At 43.7% G+C, this 22,863-nt stretch carries 20 protein-coding genes and 2 other annotated features; of the genes, 9 read left to right on the top strand and 11 right to left on the bottom strand.

The features are described from left to right. Nucleotides 1-170 precede the first annotated feature (170 nt). Entirely contained in the window at nt 171-1,025 is an 855-nt protein-coding gene (locus BXY41_RS06215; protein WP_104435909.1) for a PHP domain-containing protein, read from the top strand. Nucleotides 1,026-1,047: 22 nt separating this feature from the next. Here BXY41_RS06215 and hemB read toward each other — a convergent pair whose 3' ends face one another. Continuing rightward, nucleotides 1,048-2,031 (bottom strand): porphobilinogen synthase, encoded by a 984-nt coding sequence (gene hemB / locus BXY41_RS06210; RefSeq protein ID WP_104435906.1) that lies wholly within the window; start codon nt 2,029-2,031, stop codon nt 1,048-1,050. 132 nt (nt 2,032-2,163) lie between these two features. Between hemB and BXY41_RS06205 the strand changes: the two genes are divergently transcribed. After that, a complete protein-coding gene (locus BXY41_RS06205) occupies nt 2,164-2,418 on the top strand; it encodes a hypothetical protein (RefSeq protein WP_104435903.1) in 255 nt (84 codons plus the stop codon). A 47-nt stretch (nt 2,419-2,465) separates the two neighbouring features. On the opposite strand, the gene BXY41_RS06200 is transcribed toward BXY41_RS06205, so the two are convergent. Both BXY41_RS06200 and BXY41_RS06195 read right to left on the bottom strand, forming a co-directional pair. Further along, nucleotides 2,466-3,614, bottom strand: a complete 1,149-nt coding sequence (locus BXY41_RS06200; protein WP_104435900.1) for an AI-2E family transporter — start codon at nt 3,612-3,614, stop codon at nt 2,466-2,468. After that, nucleotides 3,614-4,780, bottom strand: coding sequence for an alanyl-tRNA editing protein (locus tag BXY41_RS06195; protein ID WP_104435897.1), 1,167 nt, complete (start codon nt 4,778-4,780; stop codon nt 3,614-3,616). Before BXY41_RS06195 ends, BXY41_RS06200 begins: the two co-directional genes overlap by 1 nt. A 155-nt stretch (nt 4,781-4,935) precedes the next feature. Here BXY41_RS06195 and BXY41_RS06190 point away from each other — a divergent pair, with 155 nt between their 5' ends. Then, nucleotides 4,936-5,196, top strand: a complete 261-nt coding sequence (locus tag BXY41_RS06190; protein ID WP_104435894.1) for a hypothetical protein — start codon at nt 4,936-4,938, stop codon at nt 5,194-5,196. A 52-nt stretch (nt 5,197-5,248) separates the two neighbouring features. Here BXY41_RS06190 and BXY41_RS26630 read toward each other — a convergent pair whose 3' ends face one another. Then, the gene (locus BXY41_RS26630) at nt 5,249-5,401 is read right to left on the bottom strand and encodes a hypothetical protein (RefSeq protein WP_170072241.1); all 153 of its coding nucleotides are present in this window, start codon (nt 5,399-5,401) and stop codon (nt 5,249-5,251) included. A 74-nt stretch (nt 5,402-5,475) separates the two neighbouring features. Here BXY41_RS26630 and BXY41_RS06185 point away from each other — a divergent pair, with 74 nt between their 5' ends. Together BXY41_RS06185 and BXY41_RS06180 are read left to right on the top strand one after the other, a co-directional pair. Next, nucleotides 5,476-6,042 (top strand): hypothetical protein, encoded by a 567-nt coding sequence (locus BXY41_RS06185; RefSeq protein WP_104435892.1) that lies wholly within the window; start codon nt 5,476-5,478, stop codon nt 6,040-6,042. Nucleotides 6,043-6,101: 59 nt separating this feature from the next. Further along, the gene (locus BXY41_RS06180) at nt 6,102-6,392 is read left to right on the top strand and encodes a hypothetical protein (RefSeq protein WP_104435889.1); all 291 of its coding nucleotides are present in this window, start codon (nt 6,102-6,104) and stop codon (nt 6,390-6,392) included. Between the two features lie 72 nt (nt 6,393-6,464). Here BXY41_RS06180 and leuS read toward each other — a convergent pair whose 3' ends face one another. From leuS to BXY41_RS06150, 6 genes are all read right to left on the bottom strand, one after another. After that, a complete protein-coding gene (leuS, locus tag BXY41_RS06175) occupies nt 6,465-8,879 on the bottom strand; it encodes a leucine--tRNA ligase (protein ID WP_104435887.1) in 2,415 nt (804 codons plus the stop codon). Between the two features lie 84 nt (nt 8,880-8,963). Further along, nucleotides 8,964-9,210: a binding site (T-box leader), on the bottom strand. 46 nt (nt 9,211-9,256) lie between these two features. Next, complete coding sequence (locus tag BXY41_RS06170; protein ID WP_242980100.1) at nt 9,257-10,171, bottom strand: CPBP family intramembrane glutamic endopeptidase; 915 nt, start codon at nt 10,169-10,171, stop codon at nt 9,257-9,259. Nucleotides 10,172-10,319: 148 nt separating this feature from the next. Next, nucleotides 10,320-12,422, bottom strand: coding sequence for an elongation factor G (locus BXY41_RS06165; protein WP_104435881.1), 2,103 nt, complete (start codon nt 12,420-12,422; stop codon nt 10,320-10,322). A gap of 196 nt (nt 12,423-12,618) precedes the next feature. Beyond that, entirely contained in the window at nt 12,619-13,539 is a 921-nt protein-coding gene (locus tag BXY41_RS06160; RefSeq protein ID WP_104435878.1) for a BadF/BadG/BcrA/BcrD ATPase family protein, read from the bottom strand. A gap of 22 nt (nt 13,540-13,561) precedes the next feature. Next, nucleotides 13,562-14,626, bottom strand: a complete 1,065-nt coding sequence (locus tag BXY41_RS06155) for an acyltransferase domain-containing protein (protein ID WP_104435876.1) — start codon at nt 14,624-14,626, stop codon at nt 13,562-13,564. Further along, on the bottom strand, nt 14,604-17,042 hold the full coding sequence (locus BXY41_RS06150; protein WP_104435873.1) for a hypothetical protein: 2,439 nt from the start codon (nt 17,040-17,042) through the stop codon (nt 14,604-14,606). The genes BXY41_RS06155 and BXY41_RS06150 overlap by 23 nt, the downstream gene beginning before the upstream one ends. 337 nt (nt 17,043-17,379) lie before the next feature. On the opposite strand from BXY41_RS06150, the gene aroF reads away from it, so the two are divergent. The 3 genes from aroF to aroA are packed head-to-tail and all read left to right on the top strand — an operon-like array spanning nt 17,380 to nt 20,779. Beyond that, nucleotides 17,380-18,399, top strand: coding sequence for a 3-deoxy-7-phosphoheptulonate synthase (aroF, locus tag BXY41_RS06145; protein ID WP_104435871.1), 1,020 nt, complete (start codon nt 17,380-17,382; stop codon nt 18,397-18,399). Next, a complete protein-coding gene (locus BXY41_RS06140) occupies nt 18,392-19,489 on the top strand; it encodes a prephenate dehydrogenase (protein WP_104435869.1) in 1,098 nt (365 codons plus the stop codon). Before aroF ends, BXY41_RS06140 begins: the two co-directional genes overlap by 8 nt. Nucleotides 19,490-19,501: 12 nt before the next feature. Continuing rightward, on the top strand, nt 19,502-20,779 hold the full coding sequence (aroA, locus tag BXY41_RS06135; RefSeq protein ID WP_104435866.1) for a 3-phosphoshikimate 1-carboxyvinyltransferase: 1,278 nt from the start codon (nt 19,502-19,504) through the stop codon (nt 20,777-20,779). 61 nt (nt 20,780-20,840) lie between these two features. Here aroA and BXY41_RS06130 read toward each other — a convergent pair whose 3' ends face one another. After that, nucleotides 20,841-21,353 carry a cysteine hydrolase family protein gene (locus BXY41_RS06130; protein WP_104435864.1) on the bottom strand — a complete coding sequence of 171 codons (513 nt, stop codon included), beginning with the start codon at nt 21,351-21,353 and terminating at the stop codon, nt 20,841-20,843. 120 nt (nt 21,354-21,473) lie between these two features. After that, nucleotides 21,474-21,717 (top strand) — a binding site (T-box leader). 80 nt (nt 21,718-21,797) lie between these two features. Between BXY41_RS06130 and BXY41_RS06125 the strand changes: the two genes are divergently transcribed. Then, nucleotides 21,798-22,847, top strand: coding sequence for an ABC transporter substrate-binding protein (locus tag BXY41_RS06125; protein ID WP_104435861.1), 1,050 nt, complete (start codon nt 21,798-21,800; stop codon nt 22,845-22,847). Nucleotides 22,848-22,863: the final 16 nt, after the last annotated feature.

The following is a 22,863-nucleotide window of genomic DNA, read 5'->3' as shown; positions in this document are numbered from 1 at the left end:
TTTTACATGATTATGTAGCATTACACTGAGTAGTATACCATACTTTGTGGGAAATGCTATTACGTTTTTATGAATTTTCTTAATTATTTTTCGCGTAAATTCTACATTTTACAGAACTAAAAAAACATGTTACTATAGTATTAATAAACTATTTCATTTCGGAGGTACCTATGAATTTTATTGATCTTCACGTTCATTCAAACGCTTCTGACGGCACCTTATCACCTGCCAGTGTTGTAGAACTGGCGGCGCAAAAAGGGCTTTCGGCAATTGCGCTTACAGACCACGATACAATCGAAGGCATTCCCGAAGCTTTGGAGGCAGCAAAAAGTCTGCCTTTGGAAGTGATTCCCGGCATTGAACTCTCCTGTGTTTATCTGGGTGAAGAAATTCACATTTTAGGGCTTTATGTCGATCTGGCTGATAAAAATTTTATCACTGAAACTGACACGTTAAAAGACATCCGCATGAAAAGGAATACGGAGATGATTCGCCGTTTTCAAAATGCCGGTATTGACATCACACTTTCCGAGGTACAGGCCGGTAATCCAGATACGGTTATTACCCGAGCCCATTTTGCCCGGGTTCTGTTAGAAAAGGGCTATGTCACAAATATGGATCAGGCATTTAAGAAATATTTAAGCTACAGCGGACCGTACTGCCCGAGAAAAGAAAAGATTACTCCGGAGCATGCCATGAAAATACTTCGAGACTGCAACGCCTCCCCCGTCCTCGCCCATCCATACCAGTATCACCTGGGGGACAAAAAAACAGAAGAGCTTGTTTCCTATTTAAAGGAGATGGGACTTCATGGTCTTGAAGTCTATCACTCTTCCAATAATCAATATGAAAGCGGAAAATTAAAAAAGCTTGCAAAAAAATACCAGCTCTTTCCTACCGGCGGCTCAGATTTTCACGGAACCAATAAGCCCGATATTGATTTAGGCTCAGGAAGAGGCGGTCTTCGAATCTCAGCCCTGCTTCTCGATGATATTAAAAGAATACGGCAGGAAAAGGGGCTGTAACCTCTCCTGCCAGAATCACATACTATCCGATTTTTCCTTCGTCCATATAGCGGGCTAGATCCATGGCAAAATATGTGATCAGAATATCTGCTCCAGCACGAAAGATACTGACGGCTGTTTCACAAACAGTTTTTTCCTCATCCATAAAGCCGGCTTTTGCTGCAGCCTTAATCATGGAATACTCTCCGCTTACACTGTAGGCTGCCACAGGCACTTTCGTGCTGTCTGACACCTCACGTATAATATCCAGATAGGAAAGCGCAGGTTTTACCATAACAATATCTGCACCTTCTTCTACGTCAAGCTCTACTTCCTTTAATGCTTCTTTCCTGTTATGGTAATCCATCTGATAGCTCTTACGGTCTCCAAAGGCAGGTGCAGATCCGGCAGCCTCCCGAAACGGACCGTAAAAGGCAGACGCATATTTTGCAGAATAAGCCATAATGGGCACATTTAAAAATCCGGCTTCATCAAGTGCCAGCCTCATGGAATGAATCCTTCCATCCATCATATCAGAAGGGGCAACCATATGAGCGCCTGCTTTTACATGGGAAACTGCAATGCGGTTTAAGTACTCCAGAGTCTGATCATTATCCACATATTCTCCATCTAATATCCCGCAATGACCATGAGAAGTATATTCACACATACATACATCCGTTATGATATATACTGCCGGATAAAATTCCCTGATATAGCGGACCGCGCGCTGCACAATTCCATTCTCATCGAAAGCCTGGCTTCCGCAGCTGTCTTTTTGTGCTGGTATGCCAAACAGAATTACCTTATTAATTCCGGCGGCAGTCAGTTTATCAAGAATTACACAAAGCCGGTCTACACTATATCGATATTGTCCCTCCATAGAAGGAATTTCTTCTACAATGCCTTCTCCATCCACGGCGAACAGGGGATAAACAAGAGCCTCTCTGGATACTCTGGTCTCCCGCACCATTGTTCTTAAAGTCTCAGATGTTCTAAGTCTTCTGGGTCTATATAATAAATCCATTTCCATTACCTCCCTTTATTCCTGTCCTATTATACACCCTCTCAAATAAGATTCAAGTAATTCTTGCGGCATTGGAAAAGATTGCTTATAATAGCAGATGTACAATACGAACCAGAAATGAGGTATTTTATTATGGAAGAATTTTATCAGGCGATCGAAGATGCCATTCGTAATACCGGATATGAAGGTCCGATAAACGGACAGGACATCTACGATGAGATCTGTGATGAGATTGAAGACAAGGAACCGGGAGCTTATGTATTCATGTCTAAAAAAACAGATGAACTGTTTTTTGAGTACAAGATTCAGATCTTTGAAGATCAGTTTAACTTAAGTGCAATTGACATTCACAGCTCCGGTACGGTTTATCACGCAGATCTTGATTAAACCAGAGAAAAGGATTCCCCGATGTGTTCATTCAGGGAATCCTTTTTTTATTGTTTTACTGTTTTTTTACGTTTTACCCGTTCTTTCGCCCAGATTCTTTTATTCACAGTTTCTCTTAAAATCGCATAGAGAACGGAACAAAGCGGGATAAATATCAGCATACCTACAATTCCCATGGCACTGCCGCCAATGGTCACCGCTACCAGAACCCAGATAGCCGGAAGTCCCACTGAATTGCCAACCACGTGGGGATAAATTAAATTTCCTTCGATCTGTTGAAGAACAAAGAAGATGATGAGAAACAATGCTGCGTCAAAGGGCTTCACCATCAGCATTAAGAAGGCTCCGATTGCACAGCCGATTAATGCCCCAAACATAGGAATCAAAGCAGTAAACGCGATCAGGACTCCAATAAGAAGTGCATATGGAAGGCGTAATATGGATAATGTGAGAAAAAACATGCTTCCCAGTATTACTGCCTCCACACACTGTCCAGTCAGAAAATTGGAAAATGTACGGCTGGTGAGAGTTAATATCTCTAAAATTCTGTTAGATACATGATCCGGCAGAAACGCTTTCATAAATTTCTTTATCTGTCTTGATAAATTTTCCTTCTGCAAAAGAATGTAAACTGCAAATACCACACCAATTACAAAGGTAGTCACTCCGCTTATAAAATTTAAAGCTGCGGCTAAAGTAGAAGACAACACGGTTCCGGCACCAACGGTTAAAAACTGCACAATATTTTCAAGATAGGATTTCCAGTCAATCTGTATATTGTTAATATAATCTGAAATTTCCGGATATTGGGCAAACAGCTTCTCTGCTCCCTGCTTTACATCATTGAAAAAAACAGGTAAGCTGTACTGCAGACTTAAAACTGTATCAAACAGCTGGGGCATGACTACAAACGTAACCACAAGCAATATTCCGATTACAAACACAAAAGTAAGAACCAGGCTGAAAGGGCGGCGAAACTGACTTTCTTTTTTCACCGGCAGTATGCGTTCAATCGCCCGCATGGGAACATTTAATACAAATGCCATAACTCCGCCTAATAAGAAAGGAGTTAAAATCCCCACTATCCTTACAATCAGAGCAAATAAACTTCTATAATTAATACCGGCTACTACGGCAATCACAGTAAATATAATTAACCATCGTAATTTTTTTATTGTGCTGTCATTTAATTCCATTAAATCCTCCTCTGGATCTCTTCCTGAAACACTTTTTGAATTTCCTGAAACGATGTCTGAAAAGTTCCCTGTGCCAGCAGGGCATTCCCTCCGCCACGGCCATTTAATTTTTCATTTAACTGGCGGCTGAATTCCCGCATATCCATATCACTGCTGCCTGCTGCATACTGATACAGGCCATCTTCTCCGGAACATACCAATACAACGCTCCCCTTCTTCTCCTCATAAAGCATGGTGGTAAACTGTCTGAGCTGTGCTGGCAAAAGATGCTCTTCAAACACCAGCAGGGGATCGCCGCTAACAGGATATTGTGCCGTTTTATATATAAGCAGTTCTCTGGTGAGCCGGCTAAGATCACCATCCTTTTTCGCACCGTCCTCTTTTAGTTTTGTGACTGTCTCCAGTACACTGTCGGGTTTCGCTGATAATAACACGGATATTCCCTGGACAGCTTTTAATTTTCTGCGGTAATCATGAAATGCCTCTCTGCCGCACAGCAGGGATATTCTTACGCCGCCTTTATATCGCATCAGACCGGTGACTTTTAAAATTCCAATCTCTCCTGCAGTCATCACATGGGTTCCGCAGCAGGCACATATATCTGCCCCTGGGAATTCAATAATCCGCACCTGACCGCTTAATTCCTTCTTGCTTCTGTAATTTAATGCATTCAGTTCTTCCTTTGACGGATAAGTCTCTAAAACCGGTATATTCTGCCAGATCAGTTCATTCACTTCAGCTTCCACTTCTTCTGCCTGTTCCAGAGTCAATATCCCGTTGAAATCAACGGTGACCTCATCTTTCCCCATGTGAAACCCTACATTGTCGTAACCGTAATACTTATGTACCACGCCTGAAAATAAATGTTCTCCGGAATGATTCTGCATATGACTGAATCTTCTCTCCCAATCTAAAATTCCAGTTACCAGCGAATTTTCAGGAAGAGGCCTGTCTGTAATATGAACGATTCCCTCCGGACGCTCTCTGACATCCAAGACAAGGGCGTCTCCCAATGTGCCTGTATCAGCGGGCTGCCCTCCCCCCTCAGGGTAAAAGGCTGTCCTGCTTAAACGAACCAGATATTTAACGTCTTTATCCGGTATACACCCAGTCACCTCTGCTTCAAACTGTTTCACATAAGGTCTCTCATAATATAATTTTTCCATCTTTTGCTCCTTTTAATCCTGCTGTTACTAATTATACACAACATTTCTTTAAGTTCAATCATATCAATTCTAAAATTTTTCAGAAAAAATGGAAACAGTGGCAAGCTGACATTCATACACTTACAGTGTAAACAAATTATTTTGGAGGAACCAATATGAGTGATCTGGCAGCAACTAACTGTGGATGCGGATGCGATTGCAACAACGGAGGATGTGGTAATAACAACGGTTGTGGTTTTATCTGGATTATTATCCTTCTTCTGTTCTGCTGTGGCGGCAATAACAGCTGCGGTGGCGGATGCGGCAACGGTTGTGGCGGTTGCGGAAATGATGGTTGTGGCAGTTGGATTTGGATCATCATTCTTCTGTTCTGCTGCGGCGGCAACGGATTTGGTGGCGGTAACTTCTGCTGCTAAACAAAACATAAAGCAGGACCCGAACCATCTTTGGTTCGGGTCCTGTTTCCGTTTAACTGCGGCTCTGACCTTTTTCCTGTCCCGGCCTTGTAAAAGCAGACTGGTTACCTGTTCCTTCCTGGTTGTTTCTGTTTTGCTTTTGTTTCATGCATTCATCATCAATTTCGTAAACCGCATTTCCATCTATGATTAATCGGTTTCTCATATAAATCACTCTCCTGTAATACTAATATATGCGGCCGCATATATTGTCAACAAGAAAAGTAAGGATCCCATGAAATGAATAATGAACAAAATGTCCACGCAAATGAATTAGACTCCCGTATCGGGGATAATCATCTTGATATGATGAAAGCCGCCCTGCCTTATATGAATGTTCCCCAGCAACGTATGATCTCCACCTTTGTTAAATTCAACGAACTGCAGCGCACCATAAACTTATTTGAAGATGGAGAAGTGGCTGCTATGGGAATCTGTTCTGCAGGCGAAAAGGAACGGTCTAACTCACCCCTTGAGATGTTAAACACCATTAAACCCTATGCCAATCCTTCTGAGCAGGACTTAATTGACTTATTTATCAACATCTTCCAGGGATTTAATATGGCAAATGCCTATTCAGAATCCGTTCCAAGTTCTACGATCCCGCTTCAGGCGCAGGCACAATCACAACCCCGTAATCAGGCTCAGTCAGACGGACAAAACCGTACCAATAACTCACATCGCCAAAACAGCAATCCATTTGGCAGAATGCCCTTTGAGCAGTTAAAGAACTTCATGCCTCCGGAACAGCAGTCACGGCTGGAAACCATGCAGATGATGATGTCCGCCATGCAGCAGATGAACTAAAATACAACTGTCACCATCTTACTCCATACATATTCACAGGAAAGGAAGGACAACAACTTATGAATTCCAACTGGAAACAGGACCCACGGTTAAAAAATATGAATCCCCAGAAGCTTTCCATGCTGACCGAATTTGCAAAACGCGCTGAGGCTGCTCCAAAGGACCAGCTTTTTCCCACGCTCATGAGTCTGACCGCGGAAGCCAATCAGAAGGGGATCCATTTTAACGATGATGAGACAGATCTTCTTATTTCTATACTGGGCGATAATATGAGTCCAGCTGAACGGCAGCGGATCCAAACCGTCCGCATGCTTTCGAAAAATATGATGAAACGAAATGGAAAGAAATAATAAAAGAAAGGACATTATAGACAACTCCTGACGGGGCTGCCTGTAATGTCCTTCTTCTATGTTACAAATGATCTATTTGCAAACGATATTTACAATTCTTCCAGGAACATAAATTTCCTTCACAATGGTTCCGGTAATCTTATCCGGAATCATTGCCTTACCAGCCTCAATTGCATCTTCCTTTGAAACATCCGCCGGAAGTTTTACAACTGCTCTTGTTTTACCATTTACCTGAACAGCCACTTCTATTTCATCTTCCTTCATGGCTTCCTCACTCCACTCCGGCCATGTAGCGTGGAATACAGAGTCTGTGCCGCCAAGCTGCTGCCACAGTTCTTCTCCAATATGAGGAGCAAATGGTGCAAGAAGAATTACAAAGGTCTTTAATGTCTCTTTGTCAATGCCTCCTGCTGTCTTTGCAAGCTCGATCAGCTTGTTGTTATATTCCATAAAACCGGAAATTACGGTGTTTAAGTTAAACTGGTTGAAACGCTGTTCAATGTCAAATACCAGTTTGTTGCGGAGACGGATCATCTCTTTGGTGGCTTCCACATTCTTTTCACAGTTATCTGATACCAGATTATAGAAACGGTTTAAGAAACGGCTGACGCCTTCAATTCCTCTGTCATCCCACTCTGCATCTAACTCTGGCGGTCCTACAAAAAGTTCATACATACGAAGGGAATCGCATCCATAATCCTGAACAAGCTCATCAGGTGAAACCACATTACCCTTTGATTTACTCATCTTAATTCCGTTTTTACCAGTAATCATTCCCTGGTTAAACAGTTTGGTGAATGGCTCGTCAAAATCTACCACACCGATATCATTTAAGAACTTGGTGTAGAAACGGGAATACAGAAGATGAAGAACTGCATGCTCTACGCCGCCGATATACATATCAACAGGAAGATATTTGTCTGCCTTTTCTCTGGATACCAGTTCCTGATCATTGTGGCTGTCTACATAACGCAGGAAATACCAGGAAGATCCTGCCCACTGAGGCATGGTATTGGTCTCTCTCTTTGCAGCCGCACCGCATACCGGGCAGGTAGTATTAACCCATTCGTCAATATCTGCCAGAGGGGATTCTCCTGTACCAGTCGGCTGGTAGCTTTCCACTTCCGGAAGTGTAAGAGGAAGCTGATCTTCCGGCACGGGAACATTGCCGCAGTGAGGGCAGTGAATAATCGGAATCGGCTCACCCCAGTAACGCTGTCTGGAAAATACCCAGTCACGAAGTTTGAAGTTTACCGTTTTCTTACCAAGACCTCTTGCTTCGATCATGGCAGGCGCTTCTTTTTTGAGAACAGCTGATTCCATGCCATTCCATTCGCCGGAATTGATCATGGTTCCGCTGGCCTCTGTATAGGCCTCTGTCATATTCTCAATTTCTTTTCCGTCTTTTGCAATTACCTGAATAATGGGAATATTAAATTTAGTTGCAAATTCAAAGTCTCTGTCATCGTGAGCCGGAACACACATGATTGCGCCAGTTCCGTAGTCACCCAGTACATAATCGGATATCCAGATGGGAACTTTTGCTCCGCTTAAAGGATTGATTGCATAGCTTCCGGTAAATACTCCTGTCTTTTCCTTATCCTGGAGACGGTCAACATTGGATTTCATGGAAGCGTCATAGATATACTGGTCCACTTCTGATTTGGTTTCCTCTGTTGCAAGAGAAGCAGCAAGTGCATGCTCCGGTGCAAGCACCATAAAGGTTGCTCCGTATAAGGTATCAGGTCTTGTGGTATAAACCGTAATGGCTTCTTCTTTCCCCTCTACTTTAAAGTCAACTTCTGCACCGTAAGATTTTCCGATCCAGTCAGTCTGCATCTTTTTAACCTTTTCCGGCCAGTCAAGCTTATCCAGATCATTTAAAAGGCGATCTGCATAGGCAGTGATTTTTAACATCCACTGTCTTAAATTCTTCTTTGTAACTGTAGTACCGCAGCGCTCGCAGCAGCCGTTTACCACTTCCTCATTGGCAAGACCGGTTTTACAGGAAGGACACCAGTTAATGGGGAATTCCTTTTCATAGGCAAGACCCTTCTTAAACATCTGGACAAAAATCCACTGGGTCCACTTATAAAATCCAGGATCTGTGGTATTTACTTCCATATCCCAGTCGTAAACAGCCGCGATCTCATTGATCTGCCGTTTAATATTACTTACGTTCTCAGCCGTTGATTTTGCCGGATGAACGCCCATCTTAATGGCATAATTCTCTGCAGGCAGGCCAAATGCATCCCAACCCATGGGGTGAATCACATAATGTCCCTTTAAAATCTGATAACGGCTCCAGACGTCAGAGATCACGTAACCTCTCCAATGGCCAACATGAAGGCCGCTGCCAGACGGATATGGGAACATATCCAGACAATAATATTTTGGTTTCTTTCCATCGTCAACATTGATGGGGTTCTTTTCCCAATTCTCCCGCCATTTTTTCTCAATGGCACTGTGGTTATAAGATGATGCCATAACAAAATTCCTCCTTATTAGACAGTAACGGTAAATTTAATTCTCATTGCATAAAAAAAGCGTCTCCACCCGTAATAAAACGGCTATAGAGACGCAGTATCTACCGCGTGGTACCACTCTATTTCATACAGAACGTATGCGCTCAACCGGACAGACTCTCCTGTCCGCCCGCTGTAACGGTCGGGATTCCGGCTATACCTACACAAAAGCCATGGCTTTCTTCAGTATGCTACTCAAAGGCCAGTTCAGCAATCTTTCCCAACCGGCTCTCACCAGCCGCCGGCTCTCTGAATGATTCAGACTGCTTACTACTCCTTATCACAGTATTTTTGCTAAGTGTAAATGTAACATAATTGCCCGGATGTGTCAACCCGATTTTATGAAAACTCTGCGACAACAAAGGAAATGGCAGACAATACAAAAAATAAAATCATACCAACGTTCAAAAACAGAATTTTACCTGCCCCACTGCCCCATACCGATTCCTCACCCTGCCAGAAAATCCATTTATCCCTCGTGACAAAAAACAATACGATACCGGCGATCATCGACCCATACAAAAACAGGGCGTAGACAGCTGCAAGGGGAATGGAATTCTGAATATAAATAGCTGCAACGGATCCAAGGAAATTAATGATCATATGGAACCCAATGGTATAGCGGATTCTTCCTGTTCTCGTATAAATATAGCCAAATACAAGACCGATCCCAAATGCATAGAAAAATTGATAGAAATTCCCATGACACAATCCAAAAATAATAGCGGATACCAATATAGCCGCCTTATCCCCATATCTGCGGATACGGTCAATGATCAGTTTTCGAAAGAGAACCTCTTCGCAGACCGGCGCCATGACTACCATAATTGCAAAGATCGTTCCTGTATTCAGTCCCTTAAGCACTTCTGCAACGGGATTCATCATTGGTTTTCCTTCCAGAGCACTGATGAGACTCATAAGCAGCTGTCCCGCCAGGTTACCTGCAACCAATGCACTGATACAGATAAAAAAAGAATAAATCAGCAGCATTTTCTCCGGTTTCCTGCTTACCGGCTTATGGGTAACAGGTAAATTCTTTATAATCAGAAATAAAACCAGCCCTCCCGCTGCATAATTAGCCAGGGAAACGGAAAATAAGTACCATCCCCTGGACAAATTAAAAATTTCTTTCTGACCGACCACCTGAATCACAATCCTTAACACAATCTGCAGTACAATTGATGCACTGAGAAACCCCGTATATCCAAGTCCGATTCTGCCAAATACTTTTTTTGCGCCCTTTGTCTCTTCCACCAAAAATCTTACCTCCTGCTGAACTCATACCAGTTTAACACAGAATGGGCAAATACGCAATTCTCCCGATTGCTTACATTGGATCCGGAATCCAGATACTGCAAAAAGGCGGATCCAATCATGCATTGGATCCGCCCTGGTTACTATTTTATATTTCCGTACGGTCAACCTTGGCTGCCCGTTCCTCCACTTCTTTCTTCTGAACATCTCCGGGAGCCAGCTCATACCGGCTGAACTCATATTCAAAGGTACCAATACCACCTGTCATGGAGCGAAGGTCTGTATTATAGCCAAACAGCTCGGACATGGGAATATCCGCCTCAATGACCTGTTTTCCATGATGATTGGAGTTCATTCCAAGAACACGTCCTCTTCTCCGGTTAAGATCTCCCATAACATCACCGGTAAATTTATCAGGCACTGTTACTTTTAAGGAAGCGATGGGTTCCAGCAGTACCGGATTGGCATCCATAAAGCCTTTTTTAAAGGCCATGGTCGCCGCCATCTTAAATGCAAGCTCAGAGGAATCCACCGGATGATAGGATCCGTCGGTAAGCGTTGCCTTGATTCCTACTACGGGATAGGCAGCTAATGGTCCTTTTAAGACGCATTCTGCAATTCCCTTTTCCACTGCAGGAAAATAATTCTTGGGAACCGCTCCGCCAAATACAGATTCTTCAAAGATATAGGGAGTCTCCAAATCACCGGAAGGCTCAAAGGTCATCTTTACATCACCAAACTGGCCATGACCGCCTGACTGCTTCTTGTATCTTCCCTGAACCTCCACTTTCTTGCGGATGGTCTCACGGAATGCAAATTTAGGTTTGCTTAATTCAATCTCCACCTTATAGCGGTTTAGCAGCTTGCTGACCACTACCTCCAGCTGCTGATCGCCGATTGCATACAGAAGAGACTGACGGTTCTCCGTATCATTCACTGCCTTTAAGGTCCAGTCCTCCTCCGTTAATTTAGCCAGTGCATTGGAAACCTTATCATCGTCACCCTTTGTTTTCGTCTTATAACGCATATACGTATAAGGGGTGGAAATCTCAGGCTTGTGATAGACAATGGGTGCGGAGCGAAGGGCTATGGTATCGCCAGTCTGTGTCACGTTCAATTTGGATACGGCTCCAATATCTCCCGCTTTTAATTCCGGAACTTCGATGGCATCTTTTCCTCTTAACAGATAGAGTTTTCCGATTTTCTCTTCCGTATCTTTATTTACATTATAGATGGCTGAATCTGCTTTCAATGTTCCTGTACAGATCTTCATCAAAGAATACTTGCCGATAAACGGGTCTAAGATTGTCTTAAATACCCGGGCTGACAAAGACACATTATCATTGTATCTGGCAGTAAAACGTTCTCCGGTGGAAACATCCACACCGATGCATTCATAACGCTCCGGTGATGGAAAATACTTGTCAATTGCCTGTAACACCATCTTTACACCCTGGGCATTAATTCCGGAACCAAGCATGACCGGAACGATATTTCCCTGTATTACATGTTCCCGAAGTGCAGAAGAAATCTCTTCCAGGGTAAACTCGTCGCCTGAGAAATACCGTTCCATATATTCCTCACTGATTTCTGCAACTGCTTCCATCAAAGCTTCTCTGGCAATTCCTAAATTCTTCTGGCTATACTCAGGAATCTCACATTCCTCATAATCACTGTTAACGGTGAAGCGCCGCCCAGCCATTTTCACCACATTCACAAATCCTACGAACTTTTCGTTCTCTCTGATAGGAAGGTGGAACGGAGCTATCTTTCTTCCGAATTCTTTCTCCAGCTTTAAAAGAAGCTCACGAAAGCTGGCCTGATCGTCATCCATATTGGTTACAAAAAACAGTCTGGGAAGCTTGTACTTTTCACAGAGCTCCCATGCCTTTAACGTACCAACTTCAATTCCTGCCTTGCAGTTAACTACGATAACAGCAGCATCAGCTACGCTGATTGCTTCTTCAACCTCACCAACAAAATCAAAATAACCGGGAGTATCAAGTAAATTAATCTTGATCGGTCCATCCTCTCCTTCATATTCCAATGGAATCAGGGAAGTGGAGATGGAGAACTGTCTCTTAATCTCTTCTTTGTCATAATCGCTGATGGTATTGCCATCGGTAACTTTTCCCATTCTGCTGATGGCTCCGGTCACTAACGCCATTGCTTCAGCAAGGGTAGTTTTACCGGCGCCCCCGTGCCCAAGTAAGGCGACGTTACGGATTTGTTTGGTTCCATACACGTTCATAAGCATTCCTCCTGTTCGGTATTTAAGTCTATAACAATATTTTACTAAAAATGTCTTATAATTGCAAGTAAAAGGTACAATTTGCACAAATATTTTTCGACATTTTTCTATATTTTGATAAAAGAAAAGAGGGTGCCGCCCTCTTCTTTTCCTAAATTTATCTATTAATATTGTATTTATAACAAAATCCGATTTTTCAGGGTAAGTGATGAAATTTCACAGCTGCCTGGAGTGCCCCATCAAGTGCTGTAATTCGTGGTATGGAAGTCCTCACCCCTGGCAGCCCTTTGTTTACTTTTTCATCCACCATCTCCCGCAGAATATCATTTTTCACAAGAAGGCTTCCCCAGTACCAGAGATCAAATCCATCTGCATCCATTTTAGCTGCAGTATCACGGATCAGCCCCCATAAGGCGTCTGCACACTCCCGGTGAATCTCTATGGCAGTCTCGTCTCCCAATGCTGCCGCCTGAAAGGCAAGCAGGGAAAACCTGGCGATCTGGGATTTCTCCATAAGATTGGCATTGATATAATCATCTATTTTTCCCAATGTATCAATTCCGGTCGAGTTGATAAAAAGAGGCGTAAGAATGGGATTCCTGCCCCGCCCGGATAAATCATTGCCCACCGCTCTTAAAACCTTCAGCCCCAGATCAAAACCGCTGCCTTCATCGCTTACAATGTGATTATAGCCTCCTGTTCTGTGTATGATCCCGTTCTTATCTCTTCCAAAGCAAACGGAACCGGTGCCGGATATGATTACAAGAGCCGGCAATTCCGTCAGATAAAGAAATACTTCGCAGTCATTGATTACCTTCAGTTTGTCAGGCAAAAATCCCATTTCTTCAAAAAAGGATCTGCAATCACGTTCGTGGGTTGGAAAATCAATTCCGCTTGCTGCCACACAGATTCCCTGGCAGCTGCCAGGATTCAGATTCAGCTTTTTTAAAGCTGGAATTACCAGCTCCCGGTAACGCAGCCTGCTTTTTTCAGTTCCATCTGTATTGAGGCTGCAGCCAGGTGCTGTAAATTCCCCCAATACGTTACCTGCAAGATCGCAGACCTTCAGGCGTCCGTTGGTCCCTCCCACGTCCAGTCCGGCAAAAAATCCTGTCATAACCCAACACTCCTCCCGCTTGTTATCTCCATCGCATAAAACCTGCTGTGGTAAACATCTCATTTCCTTCCAAAAGATACTTTTTTAATGAGGCCTGCAGCGAAGTAGTGCAGGAAAAATGTTCAAGTGCTTCCATGGTAAAATCAAACCCCATAACCCGCTCCAGTATCTGTGGCTGTCCGGTCAGTACAGGCATTTTATGAAATCGATTCATAAAGCTTATGATTTTGCTGGTCTCCGGCAGAATATGCTTAAGATGGGGGTCCAGAAGCCAGCTGTCGCAGACAAGAATCTGATTTTCATAATAATTCTTTGCCCTATGAAATGAAGAATCAATGCTGTCAGGAGATAAATCAGAACCTTCCGGAATATGAACGGCAATTGCTTTCTCTCCCGGTGCAAGCTTAAGCTCCCACTCCTTTCGATTTAACACGACAGGGGTATCCATCTTTACAGTTCCTGATTCTAAATCCACCCTATATCCAGTTAAAGCCCTGTCTCCAAAGTCCAGAAAAGTTTTTGTTTCACATATCACACTTCTTCCATTTGTACCTGAGATATATCCGTTCTGGTCAATCATCAGATCCGGACATGCTACTGCCTGAAACTCACCGGATTGTCTGTTCTCAAAAATCAGAAACGGGAATTCATAAGTCACTTCCTCAAATTGCAGGCTGCAAAATCTTCGTACTTTTCCAGTAAGGGAACGGAATACCCACTCAATCCGGTCAAGCCCCACCTGTCCCTTATGATATTTACGAAATGACTGGATCCATATTTCAACATCTTTGAAAGAATCCCGGATAACAGCTTCCGGTATGCCCTGCTTTTCTAATTCCTGTACCAGTTCCTGCAGCATCCAGTCAATGTAAATAACCGGAAGCAAAAAGTCATCCAAATGAAGGAGTCTGGCATGCCTGATTCCAAACATCACGGCTTCTGCTGCTCCCTCAGGATCTTTTTCCACCAGCAGAAGTTCCCGGCATCTGCTGTAATTTCTTATAAAATATTCATTACTCTCATAGGCAGCGGCGAAAAAAGCCACCGCTGCCTGAGTATCTTCACTAAATATACTGAGTTTTGTCATTGTTATCTGTAAATCCCACTTTCAACGGTCCCGCTGTTAAAATACGTTGCTTTTTATCAAATACCGGCTGGAGATTTTCTGCATAGGCTGAAAACTGAGCAAGAGATTTAAATTCCTGATTTCCTCCGCATACACAGAAGTAGGCAATATCATCCCCATAGGTACGGTATTCACATTCAAACAGCTGGTCATCCACGGGTTCCAACGTACTGCTGCACCAAAGGGCCACAAAGCCCCCTGCCTTACTGCCGAAGAGCCAATTGCCGGAGATCATGGTCTCGGAAAACTTCGGTGAAGGAAAATAAGCATGGGTGAAATGAATGGGATGCTCCTCCGGTATATGATAAACAGCTCCCAGCAAATTTCCTTCCTGAACCAGTGCAGGCATTACACCATTACCGAACCAGTATCCCGGCCTCATGGAACAGGAATCACAGGTTCCTCCCGGATGGTTTGTAAAGATATCTGTCTCCATATCAAGGGCAGCATACCACATGTGCTGCTGATAGCCATATACACCAGGCTCAAAGCAGGTGGTTCCATGGAACCGTTCGTTCAGCGATTTGGTGTATTCACAGGTTGTGGTATCGGAATCCGGATCCAGAGTCAGGTTTTTCCAGCGTTTAAATTCCGGGTCCGGTCTTGGAGACTGAACGGAGGTCATACAGTACTCCGATGTTTTCTTCAGCCTTATTAAAGCATTTCCAGTGGAATAATCCATATCCGCCGGGCGCTCCATAAGTTCTTTTAGTCCTTCTGGAAGTTTATAGCTGCTGCATGAATAAAAGCCCAGCCAGCCTTCTCCATAGGAATAAGGGACCTCTGGATTAATTAAATTCATCAGTGCCTGGGCTCCCTGTTCAAAGGGATGGATCACTTCTCTGTATACGCGTCCCATAGGGGCGATTACAACACCGTCATAGGTATGGAGGCACAGCATTTCAAGAAGTTTATCCGTAATCTTAACAGCCCTTTTTGAAATGGCTTCCTCTGAAAAATCAATTACATTTAACAGTGCTGCAAAGGTAACGCACATATAAACCGTGCTTAAGAATTCTTCAAATCCATGTTCCTCCACATCAGTCAGCCATGCTTCTACTTTGGCTCTTCCAATTTTAAAAAGCTCTCTGCCGGTCATGTCTGCCCGCGGGAAATACTCATCCGGGTACATCTCTCCAGCATTCATGGCACAGGTATAAAACATAAGAGAATGGTTTTCACTCCAGAAGCACATGGCGTCAGATCCTTTTTGATCCATCCAGTAACGCCAGTTTAAAAGAACCTCTTTTGCACGTTGCGCCAGATCCTCACTGACCGGATAATTCTTTAGATAACGGACCATGCCGCACACCAGAAAATCAGAGCAGTCGTATCTGCTTTCAATCTGATTAAGCGTCTCATAAAGAAGTTGGATATCCCGCGTGTTGTCCATTCCAAGGGCTTTTCTCGCAAGGATATTGGAAATGGAAAATCCAAATTTATCCCCTCTGGACAAACTTTCTGCTTCTGCAATTCTATGAAAAATAGCCTTTTTATTCTCCTCAAAGCCTTTGTCTTTCCCATATTCCGGTTTCTGAGCCAGAATATTCTCCACTTTTCTGGTGAGTACTCCGTGGTCATTTTTTACACTTACAAAAATAACACCTGGCTTCCCGGCCTCAAGTTTCACCTGATTTTTCCCGCTGATCTCCTGCCATTCCTTCCGGCTTTTCACCTGTGCAAAATCAGGACTTTGGCTGTCATAGGCCAAAGAGGCACCTTGGGGAGCGCTTTCCTTAAAAGTCATAATGGAATCTTTAATGGAGATGGAACCAAGCCAGTTTTCCATCCGTATCAGTTCATCGGTATGTTTCTCATCAGGCAGTACAACACAGATCTCTTCCATATGATCCATAATCTGAATGCCGAATAACGTTCTCGTATCCCTGACACCAAGTGTCTGCAGACTGATATAAATTTCATTGATTCCCTTTTTCAGCCGAAGCTCCATCTGTTTCTTTTTAATGGGCTTATAAACCGGCGTATCCATGCGGCACACCAGTTCTCCATTGCACCACACATCTACTGCCGCATAGGACCAGATAACGGCATTCACTGTGATGTCTTCTTTTACCTCGATTCCCGTCACTGCATCCAGTTCTACTTTCTGCAATGTGGAATAGAATGTGCTTTCATCTACAAACCAGTTTCCATAATGATAATAATACTTCCATGGCATCTGAAGTCTGCTGTTCTCTCCAAGAATAACCGGGCCTTTGGGGCAGGATTTATTTAAGTCCGCCACAAGGGATCTTAAATGCTGTTCATAACGCAGCTGGTTGTCATCTGATTCATGATTGATAAAATCCGTTTCTTTTGGACCGGATATCAGGTAATTCGTAAGAAAGCCGGTTCTGTTCAATTGTAATTTTTCCATTGTCTTATCCCTTTACTGCCCCATTTGGTGCATAAATAAATATATTTTTGATCTGTTTTATGTCTATATTAAATGATTTTTTCAAAAAATCACATGGCATTTTCCACGTTTGATGTAACTTTTTTTAACATTTTCCTGTTTCTAATAATCTGTTGGCATATTTATCATAATAATTCAGGATTCTTCCTTTGTTCACTGTGCAATATTTTTAATAATAATTTTCAAATTAATAATTTACTTTAAAGTGTTAAACTTTAACGTATAAAAGCGTTGACAACTTCCCTGCTATCCATTACAATGGGGATTAATCATTTGTAAGAAAAGAGGAAAAAGAGATATGATTATTATTATGAAACCAAACGCTTCTGCAGAGGCTGTAAGTAAAGTAAAGCACTTGATTGAATCCAACGGCCTGACCGCTCATTTATCGGAGGGAACGGAAGTAACCATAGTAGGTGTTGTAGGGGATAAAACGAAACTTCAGGGTGCTAACATTGAGATGATGGATGGCGTTGATAAAATCGTTGCGGTAACAGAAAGCTACAAGGTAGTAAACAAGAAGTTCCATCCGGAAGATTCTGTTATTACAGTGGGCAATGCCAAAATCGGCCCGGGCCACCTTACCATGATGGCGGGTCCCTGTGCCATTGAAAACCATGACATGCTTTTAGAAACAGCCTATGCAGTAAAAAAAGCCGGAGCACAGTTCTTACGAGGAGGCGCTTACAAGCCAAGAACTTCCCCCTACGCATTTCAGGGTCTGGAAGAAGAAGGGTTACAATACATGAAAGAAGCCAGAGAGGCCACAGGACTGAATGTAGTCTGTGAGGTGACCAGTCTCAGAGCACTGGAAACTGCAGTAAAATACGTTGATATGATCCAGATCGGCGCAAGAAACATGCAGAATTTTGAGCTTTTAAAAGAAGCAGGAAAAGCAGGAATTCCTGTTCTCTTAAAAAGAGGTCTATGCGCTACCATTGACGAGTGGTTAAATGCAGCAGAGTACATCGCTTCCGAAGGCAATCCCAACATTGTTCTTTGTGAAAGAGGAATCCGCACATATGAAACTGCAACCAGAAACACCCTGGATATCAGCGCAATTCCGGTTATCCGGTCTAAGAGCCATCTTCCAATTATTGTGGATCCCAGTCATGCCACTGGTGTACGTGCTTACATTGAGCCCATCTCCAAGGCAGCCCTTGCAGTGGGTGCAGACGGTCTGATTGTGGAAGTTCATCCCTGTCCTGCCTGTGCATTATCTGATGGTCCTCAGTCTCTCACCTTTGAGCAGTTTGAACAGTTGACAGAGGAGTTACAGCCATACGCAAAACTTTCAGGGAGGGTTTTCAATGAATGATGAAGTCATAGCCTTTATCGGGCTTGGTCTGATCGGTGGGTCTATTGCCCGGCGGATCAAGCGTGAAGCACCAGATACGAAAATTATGGCTTATATGCGGACACGTTCCAGACTTGACAAAGCCAGAGAAGACGGCATCGTGGATGTCATTCTCGACGGTATTGGAAAAGAGCTTTCGGAATGTGACTTTATATTCCTTTGTACCCCAGTGGAATACAATGCAGAATATCTAAGCAAAATCCAGCCTTTTTTAAAACCGGGAGCCATCGTCACCGATGTGGGAAGCACCAAAACCGACATCCATGAAGCCGTGATCCGCCTTGGCATGGAATCCTGGTTTGTGGGCGGTCACCCAATGGCTGGCTCAGAAAAAACAGGCTATGAAAATTCTACGGATCATTTGCTGGAAAATGCTTACTATATCATTACTCCCACTGCGCAGACAACGAAGGAACAGACCAATCGTCTCGTTCATATTGCAGAAATAATCGGCTCCATTCCCATCGTTTTAGATTATCATGAGCACGATTTTGTGACGGCTGCCATCAGCCATCTGCCCCATATCGTTGCCTCAAGTCTGGTAAACCTGGTAAAAGACTCTGACAACCAGCAGGGGCTTATGAAACGGCTTGCTGCCGGAGGATTTAAGGATATTACCCGAATTGCCTCCTCTTCACCGGAAATGTGGGAACAGATCTGTATGACAAACCATAAAAATCTTTCTCTGATTCTGGAGCGCTACATCGCTTCCTTAAATCTGATTCTGGGTGAATTAAATAAAAAAAATGGCAGTTACATTAACCAGCTGTTTGAAACCTCCAGGGATTACCGGAATTCTTTTTCAGAAAAAGCAACCGGTCCCATTGCACCTGAATATTCCTTTACCGTTGATATGGCAGATGAAGTTGGTGCCATTTCCACCCTTTCTGTTATCCTGGCTGCCAAAGGGATCAGTATCCGGAATATCGGAATCAATCATAACCGGGAGCACGGAGAAGGAACTCTGCGCATTGCATTTTACGACAAGGAAACCATGGATCAGGCCTGGAAGCAGCTGGAACGCTATCATTATGAATTAATATCCAATTAAGAGAGGTATCCTATGAAATTTACAAAAACCTCCCCTCTCAGGGGAGAACTATCCATACCTGGCGATAAATCCATTTCCCACCGCAGTATTATGTTCGGTTCTCTGGCAAAGGGAACCACTGAGATCACCAATTTTCTACAGGGCGCTGACTGTCTGTCCACCATTGCCTGCTTTGAAAAAATGGGAATCGGGATTGAAAATAACGGGGACTCTGTGATCGTTCATGGAAACGGTCTCATTGGGCTGAAAAAACCGGATACAATACTGGACTGCGGAAACAGCGGAACCACCACCCGCCTCATATCTGGTATTCTGGCTGCCCAGGACTTTGACGTCACTCTTACCGGCGATGATTCCATTAAAAAGCGGCCGATGAAACGGATCATGGATCCGCTCTCACACATGGGCGCAGACATAAGAAGCCTGGAGGGCAACGGCTGTGCGCCTCTTGCCATTACCGGAAAGAAGCTTTACGGCATTCATTATACCAGTAAGGTAGCCTCTGCCCAGGTGAAATCTGCCATACTTCTGGCAGGTCTTTATGCAGAGGGCGAGACAAAGGTAACGGAGCCTTATGTATCAAGAAACCATTCTGAAATCATGCTGAAATACTTTGGTGCCGATGTATCCACAGAAGGTACAACTGCTTCCATACGGCCTGCGAAGGAATTGTACGGAAACAGAATTGTGGTTCCTGGAGATATCTCCTCTGCCGCCTTTTTCATTGCAGCAGGTCTTTTAGTACCTGGCTCTGAAATACTTCTAAAGCATGTGGGAATCAATCCTACCAGAGACGGAATTCTTTCCGTATGCAGGGATATGGGTGCAGACATCACACTGCTTAACAAAAATACCGATTCCGGGGAACCGACTGCCGATATTCTTGTAAAATCCAGTACTCTTCACGGAACGGAAATAGGTGGTTCCATCATCCCCACGTTAATTGATGAACTTCCCGTCATAGCTGCCATGGCATGCTTTGCGGAGGGGGAAACCGTAATAAGAGATGCTGGAGAATTAAAGGTTAAGGAATCCAACCGGATTGAAGTAATGGTACGCAATCTCTCTGCCATGGGCGCCGATGTCACAGAGACTGAGGATGGAATGATCATCCGTGGAGGCAGACCCCTTCATGGAGCCGTGATTGACAGTAAGCTGGATCATAGAATTGCCATGACCTTCGCTGTTGCCGGATTATGTGCAGAAGGGGAAACCGAAATTAAGGGAGCAGAATGCGTAAACATCTCCTACCCCGGCTTCTATCAGGACTTAGAACGCCTGGGCAGATAATTACAAAAAAACAGCAAAAAAACAGCCGGATGGCCTGTTTTTTTGCTGTTTTTTGTCTTACTTATAAAATGGTAACCTGGCACATCTTCATGGAATTCAGCGCATTTTCATGACTTTCTGGTGTTACTCCCGCACAGCAGGAAGAATCCACAAGTATCGGAGTCTCCGGAAGAAAAGCCTTGATTAAAAGGGCATTGGAAATTACACAGATATCGGTACACAGGCCGATGAGCTCTATGGATTCATAATTGCCTGATGCTGCATATTCCCCCACAGCCGTACTGGCAAAGGTGTTTTTCTCAAAACGTCTGCCCGGAATCTCTTTTAAAGCATCAGCCAGTTCCCAGCCGGCAGTCCCCTTCACGCAGTGCAGGACTGGAAGGTTCTTTCCTTCCTGGGTATCCATATAATTATGTTCATGGGTATCAAGAGTAAAGATCACATCGTCTCCTGCCGCCTGATATGCTTCGATTTTCTTTTTTACCCTGGCAACGATTGCCTGGGCCTCTATGGTTCCCAATGAACCGTCTATAAAATCCTTCTGCATGTCCACCACAACTAACAGTCTGTTCATAAATTCTCCTTCCATCGCATGTCTTTTTTTTATTCTATCACAGATCCCGGAAAATAAATAAAGTTTTTTTAATTACCTGTTGACAAAATTCCTTTCACGCATTAATATATTGATTAATAAAAGAAACCGTTGAAAAAGAAGAGTAAGCTTTCCCAGCAGTATTTCAGAGAGCCGCCGGTGGTGTGAGTGCGGTATAGTGCAGATAGCTGAATGGACTTTTGAGGGCAGCCTTGAACCGAATGGAAGTAGGGGCTGACGGAATCCACAACCGTTATATGATGTGGCATATATGTTAGTATATGAAAAGAGGGCTTATAGTAAGCCAATTTGAGTGGCACCGCGGATTGTATGATTCGTCTCAAGTATGTGTATAACATACTTGGGACTTTTTTTATGCAACAAAAGGGATTCTATCAATAAAAATAAATTCTAGGAGGAATTATTATGAAAAAATCTTTAAAAATTATGTTACTGGCAGCACTCGCTGCTTCTCTCACCGGTTGTGCCTCTGGCAAGGCTCCGGAAAAGACACAGGAAACCACGTTAGCAGCATCTGCAAAAAGCGAAGCAGGAACTTATACCATCGGAGTTGCCCAGTTTGCAGAGCACGGCTCTCTCGACAACTGCCGGGAAGGGTTTTTACAGGGCCTTGCCGCAGAGGGAATTGAGGAAGGAAAGAACTTAACTGTCCTTTATGAAAATGCACAGGCTGACGGTGGTACTGCTAGCCAGATCGTAAACAACTTTCTTGCAAAGAAGACCGATCTGATCTGCGCCATTGCAACTCCCATGGCACAGGCTGCCTACGGCGGAGCTAAAAAAGTCAACGTTCCTGTTATATTCACAGCCGTAACTGATCCGGTGGCAGCTGCTCTTGCCAAAGAAGACGGAACTCCGGTAGGGGAAATAACCGGCACCAGTGACAAGCTTCCTGTTGAAAAACAGTTGGAGATGATCCGCAAGATTCTTCCCGATGCAAAGAAAATCGGAATTTTATACAGCACAAGCGAAGTAAACTCAGAGACAGCCATCAAAGAATACAAAGCTGCTGCTGCAAATTATGGGTTTGAAATCGTGGAAGGCGCAGTTACCTCTACTGCTGATATTTCCCTGGCAACTGACAGCCTTTTAGAAAAGGTTGACTGCCTTAACAATTTAACGGATAACACCGTAGTCAGCTCTCTTCCACTTATCCTTGACAAAGCAGGCAAGAAAAACATACCGGTATTTGGCAGTGAAGTGGAACAGGTAAAAATCGGCTGCCTTGCAGCAATGGGTCTTGATTATGTGGATTTGGGAAAACAGACCGGTGTTATGGCTGCTAAGGTATTAAAAGGGGAAGCCAAAGCAAGCGAATTAAATTTTGAAGTAATCAAAGATGCGGCATTTTACGGAAATTCCAAAGTTGCTGATACACTTGGCATTACCTTACCAAAGGAACTGACCGATTCTGCTGCCAAGATGTTTACTGATATTTCAAAAGGAACAAAATAAGAAGAAACTGAGTGGA

This window comes from Lacrimispora xylanisolvens, assembly GCF_002934545.1.
Lineage (GTDB): Bacteria > Bacillota > Clostridia > Lachnospirales > Lachnospiraceae > Lacrimispora > Lacrimispora xylanisolvens.
Note: the sequence above shows the minus strand (reverse complement) of the source record. Positions and strands in the feature narration are given on the sequence as shown.